At 34.3% G+C, this 20,730-nt stretch carries 17 protein-coding genes; 12 read left to right on the top strand and 5 right to left on the bottom strand.

What is annotated here, in order from left to right:
- Positions 1 to 64: 64 nt before the first annotated feature.
- Positions 65 to 1,171 (bottom strand): Glu/Leu/Phe/Val family dehydrogenase, encoded by a 1,107-nt coding sequence (locus ACNQF8_RS09135; RefSeq protein ID WP_417952352.1) that lies wholly within the window; start codon positions 1,169 to 1,171, stop codon positions 65 to 67.
- 201 nt (positions 1,172 to 1,372) lie between these two features.
- Here ACNQF8_RS09135 and ACNQF8_RS09130 point away from each other — a divergent pair, with 201 nt between their 5' ends.
- The 5 genes from ACNQF8_RS09130 to ACNQF8_RS09110 all read left to right on the top strand — a co-directional run bounded on the left by ACNQF8_RS09130 (position 1,373) and on the right by ACNQF8_RS09110 (position 6,854).
- Positions 1,373 to 3,133, top strand: coding sequence for an ABC transporter ATP-binding protein (locus ACNQF8_RS09130; RefSeq protein ID WP_417952353.1), 1,761 nt, complete (start codon positions 1,373 to 1,375; stop codon positions 3,131 to 3,133).
- Between the two features lie 71 nt (positions 3,134 to 3,204).
- On the top strand, positions 3,205 to 3,585 hold the full coding sequence (locus ACNQF8_RS09125; RefSeq protein WP_099715976.1) for a PUR family DNA/RNA-binding protein: 381 nt from the start codon (positions 3,205 to 3,207) through the stop codon (positions 3,583 to 3,585).
- 90 nt (positions 3,586 to 3,675) lie between these two features.
- Positions 3,676 to 4,500, top strand: coding sequence for an alpha/beta hydrolase (locus ACNQF8_RS09120; protein WP_417952354.1), 825 nt, complete (start codon positions 3,676 to 3,678; stop codon positions 4,498 to 4,500).
- Positions 4,501 to 4,504: 4 nt separating this feature from the next.
- Positions 4,505 to 5,332, top strand: coding sequence for a sulfurtransferase (locus tag ACNQF8_RS09115; RefSeq protein WP_417953373.1), 828 nt, complete (start codon positions 4,505 to 4,507; stop codon positions 5,330 to 5,332).
- A 601-nt stretch (positions 5,333 to 5,933) separates the two neighbouring features.
- Positions 5,934 to 6,854: a hypothetical protein gene (locus tag ACNQF8_RS09110; RefSeq protein ID WP_417952356.1), complete on the top strand. Its 921-nt coding sequence runs from the start codon at positions 5,934 to 5,936 to the stop codon at positions 6,852 to 6,854.
- A 1-nt stretch (position 6,855) separates the two neighbouring features.
- On the opposite strand, the gene ACNQF8_RS09105 is transcribed toward ACNQF8_RS09110, so the two are convergent.
- On the bottom strand, positions 6,856 to 7,194 hold the full coding sequence (locus ACNQF8_RS09105; protein WP_417952357.1) for a tRNA-binding protein: 339 nt from the start codon (positions 7,192 to 7,194) through the stop codon (positions 6,856 to 6,858).
- Between the two features lie 144 nt (positions 7,195 to 7,338).
- Here ACNQF8_RS09105 and ACNQF8_RS09100 point away from each other — a divergent pair, with 144 nt between their 5' ends.
- Positions 7,339 to 8,217: an alpha/beta fold hydrolase gene (locus ACNQF8_RS09100; protein WP_417952358.1), complete on the top strand. Its 879-nt coding sequence runs from the start codon at positions 7,339 to 7,341 to the stop codon at positions 8,215 to 8,217.
- 108 nt (positions 8,218 to 8,325) lie between these two features.
- On the opposite strand, the gene ACNQF8_RS09095 is transcribed toward ACNQF8_RS09100, so the two are convergent.
- Positions 8,326 to 9,258 (bottom strand): peptidylprolyl isomerase, encoded by a 933-nt coding sequence (locus tag ACNQF8_RS09095; RefSeq protein ID WP_417953374.1) that lies wholly within the window; start codon positions 9,256 to 9,258, stop codon positions 8,326 to 8,328.
- A 310-nt stretch (positions 9,259 to 9,568) separates the two neighbouring features.
- Positions 9,569 to 11,695, bottom strand: a complete 2,127-nt coding sequence (locus tag ACNQF8_RS09090) for a M3 family metallopeptidase (RefSeq protein ID WP_417953375.1) — start codon at positions 11,693 to 11,695, stop codon at positions 9,569 to 9,571.
- A 206-nt stretch (positions 11,696 to 11,901) separates the two neighbouring features.
- Between ACNQF8_RS09090 and trmD the strand changes: the two genes are divergently transcribed.
- The 6 genes from trmD to ACNQF8_RS09060 all read left to right on the top strand — a co-directional run bounded on the left by trmD (position 11,902) and on the right by ACNQF8_RS09060 (position 19,765).
- On the top strand, positions 11,902 to 12,579 hold the full coding sequence (gene trmD / locus ACNQF8_RS09085) for a tRNA (guanosine(37)-N1)-methyltransferase TrmD (protein WP_417952361.1): 678 nt from the start codon (positions 11,902 to 11,904) through the stop codon (positions 12,577 to 12,579).
- 172 nt (positions 12,580 to 12,751) lie between these two features.
- Complete coding sequence (rplS, locus tag ACNQF8_RS09080; RefSeq protein WP_073354306.1) at positions 12,752 to 13,102, top strand: 50S ribosomal protein L19; 351 nt, start codon at positions 12,752 to 12,754, stop codon at positions 13,100 to 13,102.
- 266 nt (positions 13,103 to 13,368) lie between these two features.
- Positions 13,369 to 15,591 carry an NADP-dependent isocitrate dehydrogenase gene (locus ACNQF8_RS09075; RefSeq protein ID WP_417953376.1) on the top strand — a complete coding sequence of 741 codons (2,223 nt, stop codon included), beginning with the start codon at positions 13,369 to 13,371 and terminating at the stop codon, positions 15,589 to 15,591.
- Positions 15,592 to 15,731: 140 nt separating this feature from the next.
- Complete coding sequence (locus ACNQF8_RS09070; protein ID WP_417952363.1) at positions 15,732 to 18,113, top strand: TonB-dependent receptor; 2,382 nt, start codon at positions 15,732 to 15,734, stop codon at positions 18,111 to 18,113.
- Between the two features lie 40 nt (positions 18,114 to 18,153).
- Positions 18,154 to 18,975, top strand: a complete 822-nt coding sequence (locus tag ACNQF8_RS09065; RefSeq protein WP_417952364.1) for a DUF4249 domain-containing protein — start codon at positions 18,154 to 18,156, stop codon at positions 18,973 to 18,975.
- A 127-nt stretch (positions 18,976 to 19,102) separates the two neighbouring features.
- Entirely contained in the window at positions 19,103 to 19,765 is a 663-nt protein-coding gene (locus ACNQF8_RS09060; protein ID WP_315210120.1) for a thiamine diphosphokinase, read from the top strand.
- A 3-nt stretch (positions 19,766 to 19,768) separates the two neighbouring features.
- Here ACNQF8_RS09060 and ACNQF8_RS09055 read toward each other — a convergent pair whose 3' ends face one another.
- Complete coding sequence (locus ACNQF8_RS09055) at positions 19,769 to 20,635, bottom strand: alpha/beta fold hydrolase (protein ID WP_417952365.1); 867 nt, start codon at positions 20,633 to 20,635, stop codon at positions 19,769 to 19,771.
- Positions 20,636 to 20,730 lie beyond the last annotated feature (95 nt).

Here is a 20,730-nt window from a genome sequence, read left to right as displayed (position 1 = left end):
TCAGCAGCATTCAGTGAACGGCTATTATTTGTTCACTGAATACTGATAACTGAGCACTTTTTTTTTACTTTTTACTGTTTTCTATTTTTCTTTGATTGATGCGATTTTGAGCAATAGTCAATGCAGCATGATGCGTTGTCATCTTGTTCGCAATAGCAAAATCAAATATCTCTAATGTTGTGTTATAAATATTTTCTGTTTTACGCATGATTTCCGCTTTGTCATAATGCGCTAATTCAGCATATACATTGATGATTCCACCTGCATTAATCAAGAAATCCGGAGCATAAAGAATGCCTCTTTCCTGCAGAATTGCACCGTGAACATTCTCATCAGCTAATTGATTATTAGCAGCACCAGCAATTACTTTTGCTTTAATTTTATAAACTGTATTGTCATTTAACGTTGCTCCCATGGCGCAAGGCGCATAAATATCAACATCTGCACTGTATAAATCTTCTCCTCTGAAAATTTCTGCATGGTACTTCGCTCCCACTTCATACAATCTATCATCATTGATATCCGAAATTGTTACTATTGCTCCTTCTTTTGTCAAATAATCAACTAAAGTTTCACCTACGTGACCAATTCCTTGAACCAATACTTTCTTACCACTTAAAACATCAGAACCAAATTGTTGTTTTGCAGCCGCTTTCATTCCTAAATACACTCCGTAAGCCGTAACAGGTGATGGATTTCCAGAACCTCCTCTTGATTCAGAAATTCCGGTAACGTAAGGTGTTACATCTCTAACGATATCCATATCTGCGGTTTCCATTCCTACATCTTCAGCAGTTATGTATCTTCCGCTTAAAGAATGTACAAATTCACCAAACTTACGCATCAACTCAGGAGTTTTTTGCGTTTTAGCATCTCCAATAATAACTGCTTTTCCTCCTCCAATATTCAATCCTGTGATAGCAGCTTTATAAGTCATACCGCGAGAAAGGCGCAATACATCGTTTAATGCTTCCCATTCGTTTGCATAATTAAACATTCGGGTACCACCCAAAGCAGGGCCCATAACCGAATTATGAATACCAATAATTGCTTTTAAACCTGTATCTTTGTCGTTGCAAAATACAATTTGTTCGTGATCATCAAATGATAATTGACCAAAAACGGGATCCATTTTTTGAAGTTCCTTTCCAGTTGTGAAAGCTGCATTCATAGTGTAAGTTTTTATAGTGATAAATTACGAATTCGTCAAAAAGACAATCCAAATTTAAACAAAAAACAAATATGTATTAATTTTTTGTTTAAAAATTATCAAATCAATAATTTAATTCGATAAATAACTTATCACTAAAATTATTAAAAAGTAAAATTATTTTAAAAAATAAAATCATTTCAACATAGAATATCATAAAAAATGAAAGAATTACGTTATTTAAATAAATATTTCGTCAAATACAAATACAGTTTCTTACTAGGAATTATTTTTACCATCATTGCACAAATATTCATGCTTTTCACTCCTAAGTTGATTAGCAAATCATTCAAGGTCATTGAGGCTTTCGCCAAAGATAAAACAGTAGCCAAATCAGTTATTCACGAAGAATTAATTTCGAATATCTTATTGATTATTGCCACTACAATTATTGCCGGGTTTCTTACTTTCTTGATGAGACAAACCTTAATTGTGATGTCGCGTCACATAGAATTTGATTTAAAAAACGAAGTATTCCGTCAATATGAGAATCTTTCGCAAAACTTCTACAAGCAAAATCGTACTGGAGATTTAATGAACCGAATCAGTGAGGACGTTTCAAAAGTAAGAATGTATGTGGGACCAGCGGTGATGTATACCATAAATACCGTTATTCGTTTTGCTATAGTAATTGTCTATATGTATAATGTATCGCCAATATTGACTTTATACACATTACTTCCTTTACCAATTTTATCGTACGCCATTTTTAAGCTGAGTTCCGAAATCAATGTAAGAAGTACTATTTTCCAACAATATCTATCTAAAGTTTCCAGTTTTTCGCAAGAAATATTTTCAGGAATCCGTGTGATAAAAGCCTATTCATTGGAAAACCAACACCAAAATAACATGGTTGATTTAGCCAATGAAAGTAAAAGCAAAAGCTTGAATTTGGCCAAAGTGCAATCGCTATTTGGACCTTTGATGTTAGCGCTGATAGGAATTAGTAACTTAGTCGTAATTTATTTTGGTGGTTTAATGTACATCAACGGCTCTATAAAGAGTATTGGAACAATTGCTGAATTTATTTTGTATGTGAATATGCTGACTTGGCCGGTAGCCTCTTTAGGTTGGGTTTCGTCTATGGTTCAGGAAGCAGAAGCGTCTCAAAAAAGGTTAAATGAATTCCTTAAAATTGAACCGGAGATAAAAAACAAAAATCTGAACAAATCAGTGATTGAAGGTTCAATTTCTTTCGAAAATGTAAGCTATACTTACGAAGACACTAATATCAAAGCGTTACAAAACATCTCTTTTACGGTAAAAAAAGGAGAAACTTTAGCTATTCTAGGGAAAACAGGATCTGGAAAATCTACCATTTTATCCTTAATCTCCAGAATGTATGATGTAACCGATGGAAAAATAACCATTGATGGAAGCGAAATAAGTAACGTCAATCTTTTTGATTTGCGAAACAGCATTGGTATCGTTCCGCAAGATGCGTTCCTATTTTCAGACAGCATCAAGAATAACATTATGTTTGGCAAAGAGAATGCTACTATACAAGAAGTGGAATCAGCAGCTAAAAGTGCCGTTGTTCATGATAATATCATGGGCTTTAACAAGCAATACGAAACGATTCTTGGCGAAAGAGGAATTACACTTTCAGGAGGTCAAAAACAAAGAGTCTCTATTGCCAGAGCAATTATTAAGAATCCTCCTATTTTACTTTTTGACGATTGTTTATCGGCAGTAGATACAGAAACCGAAGAAACGATATTAAATAACTTGTATGAAATTTGCAAAGACAAAACAACAATAATTGTAAGCCACCGTGTGTCATCTGCTAAAAATGCGGATAGAATTATCATCATAGAAAAGGGTGAAATTATACAACAAGGTTCTCATAATCAATTGATAAATCAAGAAGGCTATTATGCCGCTTTGTATTTGAAACAACTTTCAGAAAAAGAAATGCTATAATTGTTGGATAATACATATATTTTTTAGATTTTTGGATACTACTTAACAACCATAAATTGATAGAAAGGATTATGAGAGAACATGACATGTTAGAAAAAGAAGAGATATTTTCTAAAGTTTTAAGAGCTGGAAGAAGAACTTATTTCTTTGATGTGAGGGCGACAAAAGCAGATGATTATTACATTACCATTACCGAAAGCAAAAAATTTACTGAAGAAGATGGATCATTCCATTTTAAAAAACATAAAATCTATTTATACAAAGAAGATTTTGCTGCTTTTGCAGAAATTCTTGGCGAAATGACTTCTTATGTTTTGAACCACAAAGGCGAAGAAGTAATCTCAGAAAGACACCAAAAAGATTTCAAAAAAGAATATGCCTCTGAGAAATCAGATGATGAAATTATACCACAAACATCAACGTTCACTGATATTGAATTTGATGATATTTAATTTTTAGTTCCCTACTTACAAAAGGAAAAAGTCCAAAAGTCAATTGATTTTTGGACTTTTTTTGTACATTTAAAAAATAAATGATACCAAATGAAAAACGTTTCTCTTTTCGTATTGTTATTCTTTTTTGGAGCTAATATTTCAGCCCAAAAATTAGAATATGCAATACAAACCAATCTTCCCTACTACACAGAAGCCATCATTAAATCCGATTCATACATAAAAGAAAGGTGTGTATTAGATGTATATTACCCAAAAAATAGTTCTGGATTTGCAACCGTGATTTGGTTTCATGGTGGTGGATTAACTGGCGGAAATAAGGAACTTCCTGAAGAGCTAAAAAACCAAGGAATTGCAGTTATTTCAGTCAATTATCGTTTGGGCCCAAAAGTCATTTCTCCAAAATATATTGAGGATGCAGCAGCCGCTGTAGCTTGGGTTTTTAAAAACATCCCTTCATTTGGTGGAGATGAATCTTTGATTTTTGTGTCCGGTCATTCCGCAGGCGGGTACCTGGCAAGTATGGTAGGTCTAGATAAGAAATGGCTGAACACTCAAGGAATCGATGCCAATAAAATAGCCGGTCTTATTCCTTTTAGCGGACAGGCGATTACTCATTTTTTAGTTCGAAAAGAACGTGGTATCCCAGAAACACAGCCCGTAATAGATGAGTTAGCACCACTTTTTCACGTTCGTGCAGATGCTCCTCCTTTATTACTAATAACAGGAGATCGTGAATTAGAAATGTTAGGACGTTATGAAGAAAATGCTTATTTGATGCGTATGATGAAAATTGCTGGACACAAAAACACTAAATTATATGAATTAGACGGATTTGGTCACAACATGACAGCACCTGCTTTCCCTTTATTACTTAACGAAGTTCGCAGAATTATTAAGGAAAAGAAACACTAAAACAATGACAGAACCAATAGTAAGTGTCGCATGGCTTCAAGCAAATCTTAAGGATCCAAGCTTAATAATCCTCGATGCCAGTTTAAAAGAGAATCAATCCAATTTAAAAACGGACTTAGAAAATATCCAAATTAAAGGCGCTCGATATTTTGATATAAAACACACCTTCAGCGATACAACTAATTCTTCTCTACCTAACACGCTCCCAAGTAGCAATCAATTCGAAATAGAAGCTAAAAAACTAGGGATTAACAAGGACAGTACAATTGTAGTTTATGACAACTTGGGTATTTATTCGAGTCCAAGAGCTTGGTGGTTGTTTAAAATAATGGGACATCAAAATGTTGCTGTTTTAGATGGCGGACTGCCAGAATGGATAAAAGAAGGCTATGCTATTGAAGAAATACCGGAAAATCCAATTTACACCGTTGGGAATTTCAAAGCCAAATTCAACCCGGAATTAGTAAAAAGTAAAGAACTAATTTTAGAGAATATACAAACCAAAGACGCTATTCTGATTGATGCCCGTGCAGAAAACCGATTCAAAGGAATTGGCGATGAGCCCAGACCTGGATTACGAAGCGGTCATATTCCGGGTTCTATAAATATGCCGTACACACAACTTTTACAAAACGGAAAATTTTTACCAAAAGAAGAATTAGCCACAATCTTAAAAATTACCGACAAACCTCTAATATTCACTTGCGGTTCCGGTGTTACTGCCTGTATTGATTTAATTGCATATGAATTGATTGGTCAAAATCCTAAATCAGTCTACGATGGCTCATGGACAGAATGGGGACAACTGGAAAATCTACCAATAGAAAAATAGTCTAATTTTTTTAATTGTATTGGTCCTAATTTTTATGTGAAACTGATTTTAAATTGTAAATTATATTACGACCATTAATTCCGACAATGATTTAAAAAATAGCGTGTTATGAACAACTGAACATAGAAATTAGTATTCATTAATATACATTATCAGCACGTTTTTATATTTGAAATGGAATAGCTAACCGCCTAGCTTTCTAGTGAAAAGTAAGGCAGTAATTCGTGCTAATAAATTTAATTCATTTCTTCTAAATAGTAAATTAAACTATTTGAAAATTTCAGCATCAAATTTGAGTTCAAATAGTACCGAAATTTATGTAATTACAACCTTTAAACGGAAGTTAAAAGATTGTTTTCCAGATGACTTTACATGTTATTTAATTATATTTATCCAATACAAACTATATTAAAAATCTACTTTCGAATATTTTTGTAAATTAATGCATAGCCAAAAGTTAGCGAGAGACTTTTTTAATAGAAATTTTCAAGGCTTAATCGCATTTTTTTGAGACTTTATTTAAAATCATTTGAACCTCTGAGACATTATCGTAAAATAGCAATTAAACCGAACGAAAAGCATTTAAAATTACTGACAACACATGAAAGAAGCCAATTCATTATTTAGTTTTTTATACGCAGCACTTTTATCTGAAAAAACTAAAAAAAGAGCTGAAATTTTCTTTGTCTCATTAGCGATAATAAGTTTTTTATTACATTTGGCAATCATCGCCTTAGTTGACCTTAAAATTATTTTGATTAATGATTATTCCAAATTATTAAGTAATCCAATATCTGCAATTTACACTCCATTCTCCTTTATTTTGATTTATGAAGTTTACCTATTGGTCTATTATCTTCCTAAATCGACAACAATCTATATTGGCAAACAATATGAAATTATTACCTTAATTATCATCCGAAGAATTTTTAAAGACTTAAGCAAATTAGAATTAAACGCTAATTGGTTTGATTCGAAAGCTAATGTGAATTTTACCCTTGACATTGTGGCTACAATAATCTTGTTTTTTTTAATATATATCTTTTACAACCTCAACAAAAAAAATGAAATTAATCAATCTAAACTGCAAAAAACACTGGAACTCAATTCATTCATAAAGCTAAAAAATATTTTTGCTATCGGGCTAATCCCTGTATTTTTAGTGCTTTCAGTATACAGTTTAGCCCATTGGATTTATGAAAGTTTCTTTTCAATTACGCAAATCGTTGTTAAAATTAAAGACATTAATAAGATTTTCTTTGCTGATTTTTTTACAATTCTAATTTTAATTGAAGTGCTTTTACTACTGTTTTCCTTCTTCCATTCGGATAAATTCAATAGAGTCATTCGCAATTCAGGCTTTATCATATCAACAATATTAATAAAGCTTTCCTTTGGGACAGAAGGAATTTTGAATGCAATACTAATTGTCGCCGCAGTATTATTTGGTGTCATAATCTTGGCTATTCACAATAAATATGAGACCTTAGAGGTAAAAAGTGTCAGTACTTTAGAGTCATAAATCACCCTATTTGCAATCCGTTTTCTATTTTAAAATCGGGAGCCAATAAAATCACATCGCCTTCATTTCCAACTGCACCCAACACCAAGCACTCGCTCATAAATTTTCCGATTTGTTTTTTAGGAAAATTAACTACGGCAACAATTTGTCGGTTGAGCAAATCTTCTTTCGCGTACCGTTTCGTTATTTGTGCAGATGTTTTTCGAATTCCAATTTCAGAACCAAAATCAATCGTCAATTGATAAGCTGGTTTTCTAGCTTCAGGGAAATCATTAACTTCGAGAATAGTTCCTACTCGCATTTCTACTTTTTCAAATTCAGTCCAGGTAAGGTTTTCCATAATTAGTTTTATTAAATAAAATACTGAATAACAAACCTATAAATTTTACAAGTATTTACACTAATTCTGTAATACTATTTTCAGTTTATGCGCCTAATTTTACAAAAGAGGAATATTAAATTCATCTTTTAAATAGTAACTATTATGGAAATGAATCAGAAAAACAGCAGTGAATCGAGAAAGGTAAATAATGCTGGATTAGACATGTTTATTGAAACTGCACCAAATGTCAAATTATATGTTAAAGATTATGGCGAAGGAAAACCTGTAATTCTTATTCATGGATGGCCACTATCTAACGAAATGTGGGAGTACCAAATTGATACTTTAGTTCAAAATAATTATAGAGTAATTGCTTATGACCGTCGAGGTTTTGGTAAATCCTCACAACCTTGGGATGGCTATGATTATGACACTTTAGCAGACGACTTAAAGGCTATTATTGAGCAATTGGATTTAAAAGAAGCCACGCTTGTTGGATTTTCAATGGGTGGCGGAGAAGTGGTTCGTTATTTCAGTCGTCATGGTGGAAAAGGGGTTTCTAAAGCGGTTCTTATCGCTTCAATAACACCATTTCAACTGCAAACGGACTCAAATCCAAATGGTGTTCCCCAAGAAAAGTATGATGGTATGGCAGCGCTAATCAAAGAAGACCGAATCAGTTTTCTGGATAATTTTGGAAAAACGTTTTTTGGCGTGAGCTTTATCAGCAAACCTATCAGTACTCCTTTATTAGACTATTACAGAATGCTGTGTTCTTTTGCATCACCACGTGCTACTTTAGAATGTGCCAAATCATTTTCGGCAACCGATTTTCGTCATGAAATGGCTTCCGTAAATGTTCCTACATTAATTATTCATGGAGATGAAGATAAAACGGTTCCTATTGAAATCACTTCTGAGATAGCAGCTAAATTAATACCGGAAAATAAATTTATTGTTTATGAGGGAGCTCCTCACGGGTTATTTTACATTGAAAAAGATAAATTAAATAAAGATTTGATTGAATTTCTAAATTCATAAATTCGAATTTAACAGAATTTATAAGTCGCAATTTATGTATTGCAAAAAAAATCCCAAAACTTTCGTTTTGGGATTTTTAATTTTATAGGTTATATAAATAGTTCTAGACTATTTTACATCCATTAATTCTACATCAAAAATCAAAGTAGCATTTGGTGGAATTGCTCCTCCAGCACCACGAGATCCGTAACCTAAATGAGATGGTATCACGAAACGTGCTTTGTCACCTACGCGCAACAAGGCAATACCTTCGTCCCAACCTTCAATTACATTTCCTCTTCCTAATGGAAATTCAATTGGTTTTTTACGAGGATATGAACTATCAAAGACTTTTCCATCAGGAAGTTGTCCTGTATAATGTACAGAAACTGTTTTTCCGTTCTCTGCTTTTTTACCTTCACCTCTTTGGATGAATTGGTAACGCAAACCGCTTTCTGTTTTTTCAAAACCAGCAGCCAGTTTTTCCATAGCTGCTTCAGCATCTGCTCTTAAAGCAGCATCACGCTTGTTGCGAGCTCCTTTGAAATTGATAAAAGCTTCAATTGCATTCCAGTTTTTAGCTTCTTCTCCTACTCTAACAATCTCTAAAGACTCCAAAACATCCCCTTGAGCAACAGCATCAACAACATCTTGACCTTCTACCACATGACCAAAAACAGTATGTTTGTTATCCAACCATTCTGTAGGAATATGTGTAATGTAGAATTGAGAACCGTTTGTTCCAGGTCCTGAATTAGCCATTGCCAAAACTCCCGGACGATCGTGTTTCAAACTAGGATGAAATTCATCATCAAATTTATACCCTGGATCTCCAGTTCCTGTTCCTTGTGGACAACCACCTTGAATCATGAAATCAGGAATTACTCTGTGGAATTTTAATCCGTCATAAAATTTAACCCCTTGTGGTTTCACTTTATTCTCTAAATTTCCTTCTGCCAATCCTACGAAATTCCCCACTGTACCAGGAGTCAAATCGTGTGTTAGTTTTACTAAAATAGCACCTTTAGTGGTGTTGAATTTAGCATATATTCCGTTTTCCATTTTTTTTAATTTTTATTGAAAGGCAAATTTACGAAATTAATTTTAAAAAGGGAATTGGGAGATTGGTTGATTTAGTTATTTGAAAGTTTGAAAATTATCAGGATCATTTTTAGCTAATTATAATTTTTTCAGCTACGCTAATTCGAATCTTTAATCTCATAATTCCTCTACATTATAGCCCAGATTGAAACGGCATCCTTTTCTTGCTTTGTTTAAGCAAGGAAAGATAGAGTGTAAAGCTGGAAATAGCTCCAAAAAAAAAAATGACATCCTTACGAATGTCATTTTAGTTATTTATATCAAAATTTTATTATTTTATTAACAAACCCGCGTTTCTCAAATACGGTTCTATTTGCATGTCATGTCCAATAAAATCTTTAAAGGCTTTGTTTAAATCGACACTATTACCCACTGATAAAATGTACTTTCTAAAACGTTCACAATTGGCTTTTGTCATACCACCATTGGCCTGCATCCAATCGAAAGCATTATAGTCTAGTGTTTTTGACCACGTGTACGCATAATATCCAGCTGAATATCCTCCGCCCCAAATATGAGCAAAATAAGGTGTATGGTACCTCGTTGGAACCTCATTTACCAATAAGCCGTATTTTTGTAGCGCCTCTTTTTCGAAAACTAAAGTAGGTTTGAAATCAGATTCTTTTTCCACACTATGCCAAGCCATATCCAGTGTTGCCGCTGCTAAAAGTTCCGTAACAACATATCCTTTATTGAAGGTATCGGCTTTTTTAATTTTATCAATTAACTCCTGAGGAATAGCTTGTTTAGTTTGATAATGTATCGCATAATTTTTTAAAACCAAAGGATCCAATGCTGCATGTTCATTGATTTGGGAAGGAAACTCTACATAATCACGTGGAACGGATGTCCCAGAAAGCGTTACATACTGCTGGTTTGCAAACAATCCATGCAAAGTATGTCCAAACTCATGAAAAAGCGTGGTTACATCATCAAAACTAATCAAAGATGGATTTCCTCCGGCTGGTTTTGAAAAATTATAGACATTGACGATAACTGGCTTTTGTTTTAAATAATATGACTGATTCACAAAATTACTCATCCAAGCACCTCCGTTTTTATTGTCTCGAGTGTAAAAATCTAAATAATATATTGCGATTGATTTTCCGTCATTATCATATACTTCATACACTTTTACATCCGTATGATAGACCGGTAAATCATTCCTTTCTTTAAATGTAATGCCATACATTTGTTGTGCTGCGAAAAATACTCCATTTTCTAAAACAGTGGCAATTTCGAAATACGGTTTTATTTGACTTTCGTCTAAATCATATTTTGCTTTGCGCACTTGCTCTGAATAAAAATTCCAATCCCAAGGCTCTAGTTTAAATCCTCCGTTTTGGGAATCAATCAGGTCTTGAATTTCTTTTGCTTCAACTTTTGCTTTTACAACTGCCGGACCTGCAATCTTTGCTAATAAATCCATCGCTGGTGCTGGTGATTGAGCCATTTGATCTTGTAATTTCCATTCGGCAAAACTTTTCTTACCCATTAAATTTGCTTTTTGCAAACGTAATCTTGCCATTCGCTCTATTACTTCACGAGTATCTCCATCATCATTTTTTTCGGCACGATTCCAAGACGCTTTGTATATCTTTTCTCTAGTAGCTCTGTTAGTAAGACTTTGCAATAATGGTTGCTGAGTCGTGTTTAACAATCCTATCAAATACTTTCCGTCTTGACCTGCTTCAGTAGCTTTTGCCTTTGCTGCCGCAATTTCATCAGCACTTAAACCTGCTAAATCATTTACGTTATCAAATAAAACCGCTCCATTTTTTCTGGCTATTAGCAGTTTATTATTAAATGAAGTGCTCAGACTTGCGAGCTCTTCATTGATTTTTTTCATTTTATCTTTATCGGCAACTGACAAATTTGCCCCGGCTAATTCAAATTGTTGCAAATAATATTGTGTCAATTTTTTGTCTTCACCTTTTAAAGTAGCAATATTCAATGCTTTGAATCGATTGTACAACTTACTATTCAAATAGATTTTATCATTGTGAGCTGAAAAAATTGGAGCGTATTCCTCATCAATCGCTTGTAATACTGGGTTAGTATTAGCCCCCGATAAATTATAAAAAATACCCGTTGCTCTGCCTAAGTCTACGCCACTGGTTTCTAATGCCAATACCGTATTTTGAAAAGTAGGTTTAGCTGGATTGTTTTCAATCTTTTCAATTTCCTGATCGTGAATTTTTAAACCATATTGAAAAGCAGGTTTAAAATGTTCGTCTTTAATTAAATCAAAAGTCGGCGCTTGATATTGCAACGTACTTTTTTGTAAAAGAGGATTCGTCATCTTAACAGATTTGTTTTGTGCATAGAGTGTTTCAGTTTGGAAAGAAGCAACTAAAAACAAGGAACTAGCAACGATTATTTTCGAAAAAATTCGCATAATTAAGTGATTTATTTTTAAGATATAAAAGTAGTTGAAAAAAGTATAGTATTAAATATTGCTTTGAAGAATTAATTTCTACAAGAAGCAGCGGCCGTTACGCTAAAATTTAAAATGTGTCTAAAAAAAGTTTAATAGTTGATTTGGTTATTTGAAAACCTTTGCAACTTTGTACCTTTGCAACTTTCAAACTAAGATTCAAAATTATGCGCATCGATATCGTTACCGTTCTCCCTGAATTATTGCGAAGTCCTTTTGAGGCTTCGATTATGAAACGCGCTATTGACAAAGGTTTAGTAGAAGTTCATTTTCATAATTTACGAGATTATACGACCAACAGACAGAAAAGCGTGGATGATTATCCTTATGGCGGTGGTGCTGGAATGGTAATGACAGTTCAACCTATTGACGCCTGTATTTCGCATTTAAAAAGTGAAAGAACCTACGACGAAATCATTTATATGTCGCCGGACGGGGAAACCCTGAACCAAAAAATGGCGAACACGATGTCGATGTATGAAAATATTATTATCCTTTGCGGACATTATAAAGGTGTAGATCAGCGTGTACGCGATCATTTTATTACCAAAGAAATCTCTATTGGTGATTATGTTTTGTCTGGTGGAGAATTAGGTGCTTTGGTACTATCCGATGCATTAATCCGATTGATTCCGGGAGTTTTAAGTGATGAAACCTCAGCTTTGACGGATAGTTTTCAGGATGGATTATTGTCGGGACCTATTTACACTCGCCCTGCAGATTACAACGGATGGAAAGTTCCAGAGGTTTTGACCAGCGGAAATTTTGCCAAAATTGACAAATGGCGCGAAGATATGGCATATGAACACACGAAGAATAGAAGACCAGATTTACTGGAGGATTAAAAATTTGTTTAAAGTTTAAGGTTTAAAGTTGGTATTCAAGAACTTCTAAACTTTAAACAAGAAAAACTTTAAACTTTAAACTTTTTTATCTACTTTTGCGCCCACATTAGTTCAACCTCTGGCGAGATCCGTGAATGTTGATTTAATACAAACCATAATTAAAAAAATTATCATGGCAGATTTAATGAAATTCGTTCAAGACGAATTCGTAACAAGAAAAGAATTCCCAGTTTTTGCAGCTGGAGACACTATTACCGTTTACTACGAAATTAGAGAGGGTGAAAAAACTAGAACACAGTTTTTCAAAGGAGTTGTAATCCAAAGAAGAGGTTCTGCTAACACAGAAACTTTTACTATTCGTAAAATGTCAGGTGCTATTGGAGTTGAGCGTATCTTCCCAGTAAATCTTCCTGCTTTGCAAAAAATTGAAATCAATAAGAAAGGTGCTGTACGTAGAGCTAGAATTTTCTACTTCAGAGAACTTACTGGTAAAAAAGCTAAAATTAAAGATAAAAGAAGATAGTCTACTGTCTCTTTATTATAAAAGTCCTAACACTGTTGGGACTTTTTTTTGTTTACTATTTTCCTTATATATTCCTAATTTAGGATTAATGGCCCCCTAAAACTAACAATATAAGAATAACAAGTTAGTAATCTTAAAATTCGTATTTTTCTACATAAAATCCACCTTCTATTACATCTGATTTTCATATATTTGTCCGCCTTATTTTAAGTGAAATACCTTATATAAGCTACATTTAACCGTGATTCGATTATAAAAATAAAAAAATGACACAGAAATCAAAAATTTTTTACACACTTACTGATGAAGCGCCTTTATTGGCAACGTATTCATTTTTACCTATTGTACAAGCATTTACATCAACTTCTGACATTGAAATTGAAACTAGAGACATTTCTTTAGCCGGAAGAATTTTAGCAAACTTCCCGGAATTTTTAACAGAAAGTCAAAAAACAGGAGATGCTTTATTAGAACTTGGACAATTAGCAACAACCCCAGAAGCTAACATTATAAAATTACCAAATGTTTCGGCATCTGTTCCTCAATTAAAAGCTGCTATTACTGAATTACAATCTCATGGGTATAATTTACCAAACTTCCCTGAAGAGCCGCAAAATGAAGCTGAGGCAACCATCAAAGCTAAATACTCTAAAATATTAGGTTCAGCTGTAAATCCTGTTTTACGCGAAGGTAACTCTGATCGTAGAGCACCAAAAGCGGTAAAAAATTACGCTAAAGCAAACCCACATTCTATGGGAGCTTGGTCTGCTGACTCAAAAACACACGTAGCTTCTATGGAAAGTGGTGATTTTTACGGAAGTGAAAAATCAATTACTCTTGCTGATGCTACTGATGTAAAAATCGAATTCGTTGCTAAAGATGGTTCTACTACTGTTTTGAAAGCAAGTACTCCATTAAAAGCAGGTGAAATAATCGACAGTTCAGTAATGAACTTGAACGCTTTAAAAACGTTTGTTGCCAAAACAATTGCTGAAGCAAAAAAATTAAACGTTTTACTTTCAGTTCACCTGAAAGCGACTATGATGAAAGTTTCTGATCCCATTATTTTTGGAGCGATCGTAGAAGTATATTTTGCTGCTGTTTTCGAAAAATACGCTGCCTTATTTAATGAATTGAACATTGATACCAGAAATGGTTTGGGTGATGTATATGCAAAAATCGCAGGACATCCGATGCAGGCTGAAGTAGAAGCGGCATTAAACCAAGCAATTGAAAATGGTCCAGCATTGGCCATGGTAAATTCTGAAAAAGGAATTACAAATCTTCATGTGCCTTCGGATGTGATTGTAGATGCTTCTATGCCTGCTATGATTCGTACTTCAGGACAGATGTACAATAAAGATGGTAAACAACAAGATACCGTAGCCATGATACCGGACAGATGTTATGCTGGTGTTTATACAGCAACTATTGATTTTTGTAAAAAACATGGTGCTTTTGACCCAACTACAATGGGAAGTGTTCCAAACGTAGGTTTGATGGCACAAAAAGCAGAAGAATATGGTTCTCATGACAAAACATTTCAAATGACTGAGGACGGAGTGGTACGTGTTGTAGATACAAACGGAAACGTTTTGATGGAACAAGCCGTTCAAGCCAAAGATATTTTCAGAATGTGTCAGGCAAAAGATGCCCCGATTCAAGACTGGGTTAAATTAGCTGTAAACAGAGCACGTTTATCTAATACTCCTGCTATTTTCTGGTTAGATAATAATAGAGCACACGATAGAGAACTTATTGAAAAAGTTACTAAATACCTAAAAGATCACGATACAACCGGTTTAGATATCCAAATCCTGAATCCTATTGAAGCTACAAACTTCACATTGGAAAGAATAATCAAAGGATTAGATACTATTTCTGTAACAGGAAACGTACTACGTGATTACTTAACCGACTTATTCCCAATTTTAGAAGTGGGAACATCAGCAAAAATGCTTTCTATTGTTCCATTAATGAATGGCGGTGGTTTGTTTGAAACTGGTGCAGGTGGTTCAGCTCCAAAACACGTAGAGCAATTTACTGCAGAAGGATATTTACGTTGGGATTCTCTTGGTGAGTTCTTGGCTTTGGGTGCTTCATTAGAACACTTAGGGCAAACTTTAAACAATTCAAAAGCAATTGTTTTAGCAGAAACTCTTGATGTTGCAACAGAAAAATTCTTAGCAACTGATAAATCTCCAGCACGTAAACTAGGAGGAATTGACAACCGAGGTTCTCACTTTTACTTATCAATGTACTGGGCGGAAGCTTTGGCAGCACAAGATAAAGAGCCTGCTTTAAAAGCTATCTTTACTCCTATTGCAGCAGAATTTGCAGCAAACGAAGCGAAAATTAACGTCGAATTAATTGCAGCTCAAGGAAAACCTCAAGACATTGGTGGTCATTACCAACCAAATCCTGAAGCAACTAGCAAGGCAATGCGCCCAAGCGAAACTTTCAATACTATATTGGCAAAAATTGCTTAATTAAGATATTAATTATATTTAAAAGACAACCCGAAACGGTTGTCTTTTTTTATATTAGCAATACCTTAACAGTTGTTATATAACAATTGCTATTCAATTTAGTGTACTTTGCGTTTTTTCATTTCGATAAAATATAAACAATGACTCCAAAGAAAATTATTACCTTTTTAGTTGTATTACTGTCCGCACTCTCCTCTTTCGGACAAGAGAAATTTACACTAAGCGGAACTATTATTGACGCCAACAGCAATGAAACTTTAATAGGTGTCAACGTCGTTATTCCAGAGTTAAAAACTGGCGTAACCACCAATGAATATGGCTTTTACTCCATTACTATACCAAAAGGAAATTATACCGTTCAAATAAGTTATTTGGGTTACCTGACTATTTCCGAATCAATATCTCTTAACCAAAATATAAAAAACAATTTTAATTTATACAGCAATGAAACAGCTTTGCAAGAAGTTATCATTACGGATAATAAAACAAAAATTGATATCAAAAAACCAGAAATGAGCGTTAATAAACTCTCCATTTCAGCTATAAAGAAAATGCCCGTTGTGCTGGGTGAAGTCGATGTTCTAAAATCTATTTTGTTACTTCCCGGAGTTACGAATGCTGGCGAAGGAGCCTCAGGTTTCAATGTTCGTGGTGGTGGAGCCGACCAGAATCTGATTTTACTGGACGAAGCAACTATCTTTAATTCATCGCATGTTTTTGGATTTTTCTCTGTTTTTAATCCAGATGCTATCAAAGATTTAAAGTTGTACAAAGGCGGAATTCCAGCAAGATACGGCGGAAGAGCTTCTTCTGTTTTAGATATTTATCAAAAGGACGGTAACAGTAAAGGCTTCCATGTCAATGGAGGAATCGGATTGATTTCCAGCCGTATTTTAGCCGAAGGGCCATTAGTAAAAGACAAAGGTTCGTTCCTTATAGGTGGTAGAAGTTCATACGCACATTTATTTCTGAAGCTTTCCGAAGAACAAAAAAACAACTCGGCTTATTTCTATGATTTGAATACTAAACTGAGTTATAAATTAGATTCTAACAACAGTCTTTATTTATCTGGTTATTTTGGTCGTGATGTTTTCAGTCTGAATAAAAGTTTTACCAATATCTATGGAAATGCAACTTTAAATCTTCGTTGGAATCACTTGTTCTCTGAAAAGCTATTTTCGAATTTATCCCTTATTTACAGTGATTATTATTACGGTTTAGATTTAGATTTTGTAGGTTTCAAATGGGATTCTGGTATTAGAAACTATAATATCAAATACGACTTCAAGAATTATATTTCGGATAAATTCAAATTGAATTACGGTGTAAACGGAATTTACTATGAGTTCAATCCGGGAACTATCAGACCATCTGATGAGAACTCAGGAATAAATTTTGATCAATTGGACAAAAAATATGCTTTTGAACCCGCACTTTACATTAATGCTGATCATGAAATATCAAATAGAATAGCACTTTCTTACGGACTTCGTTACAGTATGTTTTACCGTTTAGGACAATCTACCGTGAATATTTATGCCGACAATAATCCCGTAACGTTCAATTCCGCTTTACAGATTTATGAAAAAGCAACTCCAATTGGCAGTAAATTTTACGACAGAAATAAAGTCATGCAAAGCTATAATTATTTGGAGCCGCGTTTTTCAATGGCCTACCAAATCAACGAAGAGCAATCCATAAAAGCGAGTTACAACAGAATGGTGCAGTATTTACAATTAATTTCGAATACCTCATCGCCTACTCCACTTGATGTCTGGACGCCAAGTGATAGTTTTATTAAACCACAAATTGCGGATCAGGTCGCTTTAGGTTACTTTAAAAACTTCAGTGACGATATGTATTCTCTTGAAGTAGAAACGTATTACAAAGAAGTTCAAAACCGATTGGATTACATTGACGGTGCTGATTTAATTGCCAATAAAGCCATCGAGCAAATAATCTTGAACGGCCAATTACGATCCTACGGTTTAGAAATCATGTTCCGAAAAAACGAAGGAAAGTTTAACGGCTGGATTTCATACACATTATCAAAATCCGAGCAACAAACTCCGGGAAGAACTTCAGCAGAAACCGGAATCAACAATGGTCAATGGTATAATTCAGTATACGATAAATTGCATAATGTTGCTGTAACCACATCGTATAATTTGAATGAGAAATGGTCTTTTGGAGCTAATTTTGCGCTACAAACGGGACAACCGGTGACGTATCCAGTGGGACAATATGAATATTTAGGAATCAATGTGCCTAGTTATGGATTGAGAAACGAAAATCGTCTTCCTGCTTATCATCATCTCGACATTGCGGCTACTTTGACTCCAACAAAAAACAAAAATAGGGAATGGAAAGGCGAATGGGTTTTTAGTATCTATAATTTATATAATCGAAAAAATGCCGCTTCCATCAATTTCAGACAAAATACAGATACCGGAAGCAATGAAGCTGTAAAAACTTCGATTTTTGGTGTAGTTCCGGCAGTGAGTTATAACTTTAAATTTTAATGATAGCATCGATTAAGAGAATAAAATAAAAAATAAAATCATGAAAAAAATAACACTATATCTAGTACTTTTCATCGCTATATTTTCGACAAGTTGTGAAGATGTTATCGAAGTAGATTTAGACAATGCGCCCCCAAAACTGGTTATTGAAGCAGCAATCAATTGGAAAAAAGGGACTTCCGGAAATCAACAGAAAATAAAACTGACTACAACAACCGGATTTTACAGCACAGAGATTCCAAAAGTTTCTGGCGCAACAGTTTCAATAAAAAATAGCGCTAATGTAGTTTTCAATTTTTCCGAAATTGCGAATACCGGCGAATATACTTGCGCTACTTTTATTCCTGTAATCAATGAAACCTATACACTTACAGTTATCAGTAAAGGCAATACTTATACCGCAACAGAAACATTGAAACCCGTTACGCCAATCACAAAAATTGTTCAAAACAATCAAGGTGGTTTCACTGGAACCGACATTGAAATTAAGACGTTTTATCAAGATCCGGTGGGTGAAAGCAATTATTACCTTTATAAATATGTCTATTCAAACCAGGTGAAATCAAACTTTTATGTAGACCAAGATGAGTTTTTTAACGGAAACGAATTCTTCAGTATATCTCAAAATGACGAGTTAAAAAAAGACGATAAAATTGAGGTAACGCACTATGGAATTTCTAAAGCATATTACAATTACATGAGTGTTTTAGTAAGTATCGCAGGAAACAGTGGCGGCGGACCATTCCAATCACCGCCTGCAACCGTAAGAGGAAATATCATCAATACCACTGATGCGGCAAATTATCCTCTAGGCTATTTCTCCCTTAGCGAAGTCGATGTTAGAAATTACACGATTGAATAATTAGGAGCTAATCCAGCTGTTCATTACAACCTGTTTTGGTTTTCATTGCCATCCGGGCTAATACGTGAAGGATAAAACGAGAACTTTTATTTACTTTTACGTCACAATTTATAATTTATACTTCATTATGTCTTCACACCATATCGTCCGCGACGACCAAGAACCTGCTTTAATCATTGCCAATGGCGCTTCCTGTAATCCGGAACTATTGGGTCAATTATTGGAATGGTCGCCACTTGTAGTTGTATTAGATTCGGCTATGGTGCGTGTCATGGAATTAGACATCAAAGTCGATGTGCTATTGGGGGATTTTGATAGAGGATTTGACCCTGAAATTTATAAAACGTCCCAATATCCCATAGAAATCATTCATACGCCGGATCAAAACAAAACCGATTTAGAAAAAGCTTTTGATTATTTAATCGAAAGAAAAATCCCGGCTGTAAACGTCGTTTGGGCAACCGGACGCAGAGCCGATCATACGATTACCAATCTTACGAACATTACGAGATACAGAAATCTATTGAAAATTGTTATTCTGGACGATCACTCGAAAGTCTTTTTATTGCCTAAGAAATTCGAAAAATGGTACACGGCGAACACTCCTATTTCATTAATTCCTATCGGTCACGTTACTGGAATTCATTCGAATAATTTATTTTATCCGTTGAAAGATGACAGTTTAACCATTGGTTACAGAACCGGAAGCAGCAATCATGTCATCAAGGACGGCATCGTAACAATAGAACATAACGAAGGTGATTTATTAATGATGGAATGTCTGGATTAGCATTTATTGTATATTCAACAAAGCATTTCTCACAATCTCATAATGGCTCCAAGGAATAAAATGATTCGCTTTTTTGATCGTTATCGTATCGATTAATTTAGCATTGACAAACTTTTTTTGCATAAAGGCAACATTACTGTACGGCACCAAAGCATCTTTTGTTCCATGAATAATGGTAACATCACAAGCAATCTTTTTCAGTTCTGGTTCTAAGTCCACCAAATCTTGTTTCAGCCACCACAACTCATCATTAGACGGGCGTAATGCTCCAGGAATTAAATAACGCAAAGGCGAAACTTTGATAACCGTTCTCCATTTTTCCGGGTTTTCAGCTTTCGGGTCTAATGATCCTGCCAGTATCACCAATCGTTTGTACCAAGACGGATTATCTACAGCTAATTGCGCTACAACTGGTCCGCCAACGGAATGTCCCACTAAAATAAGCGGTTTTTTATTATCTATTTTTTTGATAAACTCAGATATTCTTTGAGATTGTACCTTTAAATTTTGAGCATCCCCAAAATCACTGAATCCAAAACCCGGTCGGTCAATAGCAATCATTCGGTATTTTCTGAGCAATAAAGTATCCTGAAGATATTCTTTGAAAGCATTCCAACTTCCAGGCGATCCATGAATAAAAAACAAAGTTGGGCTTTGCGCGTTACCCGTTTCAACATAATGAATTTTATAACCGTCAAAACCTATTGTTTTATCCTGAAATTCTGTTTTAGAGACAGCGAAAAATTTTTTCGTTTCCTTATTTGAAAATCTCATCGTCATACAAGACTGACACATTACGATATACAAAAACAGTAAACTGTAAACTATGTATCTCTTTTTAAAATGAAATGAGGCAGGTATAAAAGTCATGCTATTTGTATTTTTTATAAAAGTAACCGTTTTTATGGTTCTAAAAAACGGCAATATTCTAATTTTATGATTTATTTTCCATCTGTTTAATGGCT

The sequence above is a fragment of the Flavobacterium labens genome, assembly GCF_048286755.1.
Classification (GTDB): Bacteria; Bacteroidota; Bacteroidia; order Flavobacteriales; family Flavobacteriaceae; genus Flavobacterium.
Note: the sequence above shows the minus strand (reverse complement) of the source record. Positions and strands in the feature narration are given on the sequence as shown.

Coding starts and splice junctions, on each gene's coding strand:
- ACNQF8_RS09135 (WP_417952352.1), bottom strand. CDS start 1,171: ATGAATGCAGCTTTCACAACTGGAAAGGAACTTCAAAAAATGGATCCC.
- ACNQF8_RS09130 (WP_417952353.1), top strand. CDS start 1,373: ATGAAAGAATTACGTTATTTAAATAAATATTTCGTCAAATACAAATAC.
- ACNQF8_RS09125 (WP_099715976.1), top strand. CDS start 3,205: ATGAGAGAACATGACATGTTAGAAAAAGAAGAGATATTTTCTAAAGTT.
- ACNQF8_RS09120 (WP_417952354.1), top strand. CDS start 3,676: ATGAAAAACGTTTCTCTTTTCGTATTGTTATTCTTTTTTGGAGCTAAT.
- ACNQF8_RS09115 (WP_417953373.1), top strand. CDS start 4,505: ATGACAGAACCAATAGTAAGTGTCGCATGGCTTCAAGCAAATCTTAAG.
- ACNQF8_RS09110 (WP_417952356.1), top strand. CDS start 5,934: ATGAAAGAAGCCAATTCATTATTTAGTTTTTTATACGCAGCACTTTTA.
- ACNQF8_RS09105 (WP_417952357.1), bottom strand. CDS start 7,194: ATGGAAAACCTTACCTGGACTGAATTTGAAAAAGTAGAAATGCGAGTA.
- ACNQF8_RS09100 (WP_417952358.1), top strand. CDS start 7,339: ATGGAAATGAATCAGAAAAACAGCAGTGAATCGAGAAAGGTAAATAAT.
- ACNQF8_RS09095 (WP_417953374.1), bottom strand. CDS start 9,258: ATGGAAAACGGAATATATGCTAAATTCAACACCACTAAAGGTGCTATT.
- ACNQF8_RS09090 (WP_417953375.1), bottom strand. CDS start 11,695: ATGCGAATTTTTTCGAAAATAATCGTTGCTAGTTCCTTGTTTTTAGTT.
- trmD (WP_417952361.1), top strand. CDS start 11,902: ATGCGCATCGATATCGTTACCGTTCTCCCTGAATTATTGCGAAGTCCT.
- rplS (WP_073354306.1), top strand. CDS start 12,752: ATGGCAGATTTAATGAAATTCGTTCAAGACGAATTCGTAACAAGAAAA.
- ACNQF8_RS09075 (WP_417953376.1), top strand. CDS start 13,369: ATGACACAGAAATCAAAAATTTTTTACACACTTACTGATGAAGCGCCT.
- ACNQF8_RS09070 (WP_417952363.1), top strand. CDS start 15,732: ATGACTCCAAAGAAAATTATTACCTTTTTAGTTGTATTACTGTCCGCA.
- ACNQF8_RS09065 (WP_417952364.1), top strand. CDS start 18,154: ATGAAAAAAATAACACTATATCTAGTACTTTTCATCGCTATATTTTCG.
- ACNQF8_RS09060 (WP_315210120.1), top strand. CDS start 19,103: ATGTCTTCACACCATATCGTCCGCGACGACCAAGAACCTGCTTTAATC.
- ACNQF8_RS09055 (WP_417952365.1), bottom strand. CDS start 20,635: ATGACTTTTATACCTGCCTCATTTCATTTTAAAAAGAGATACATAGTT.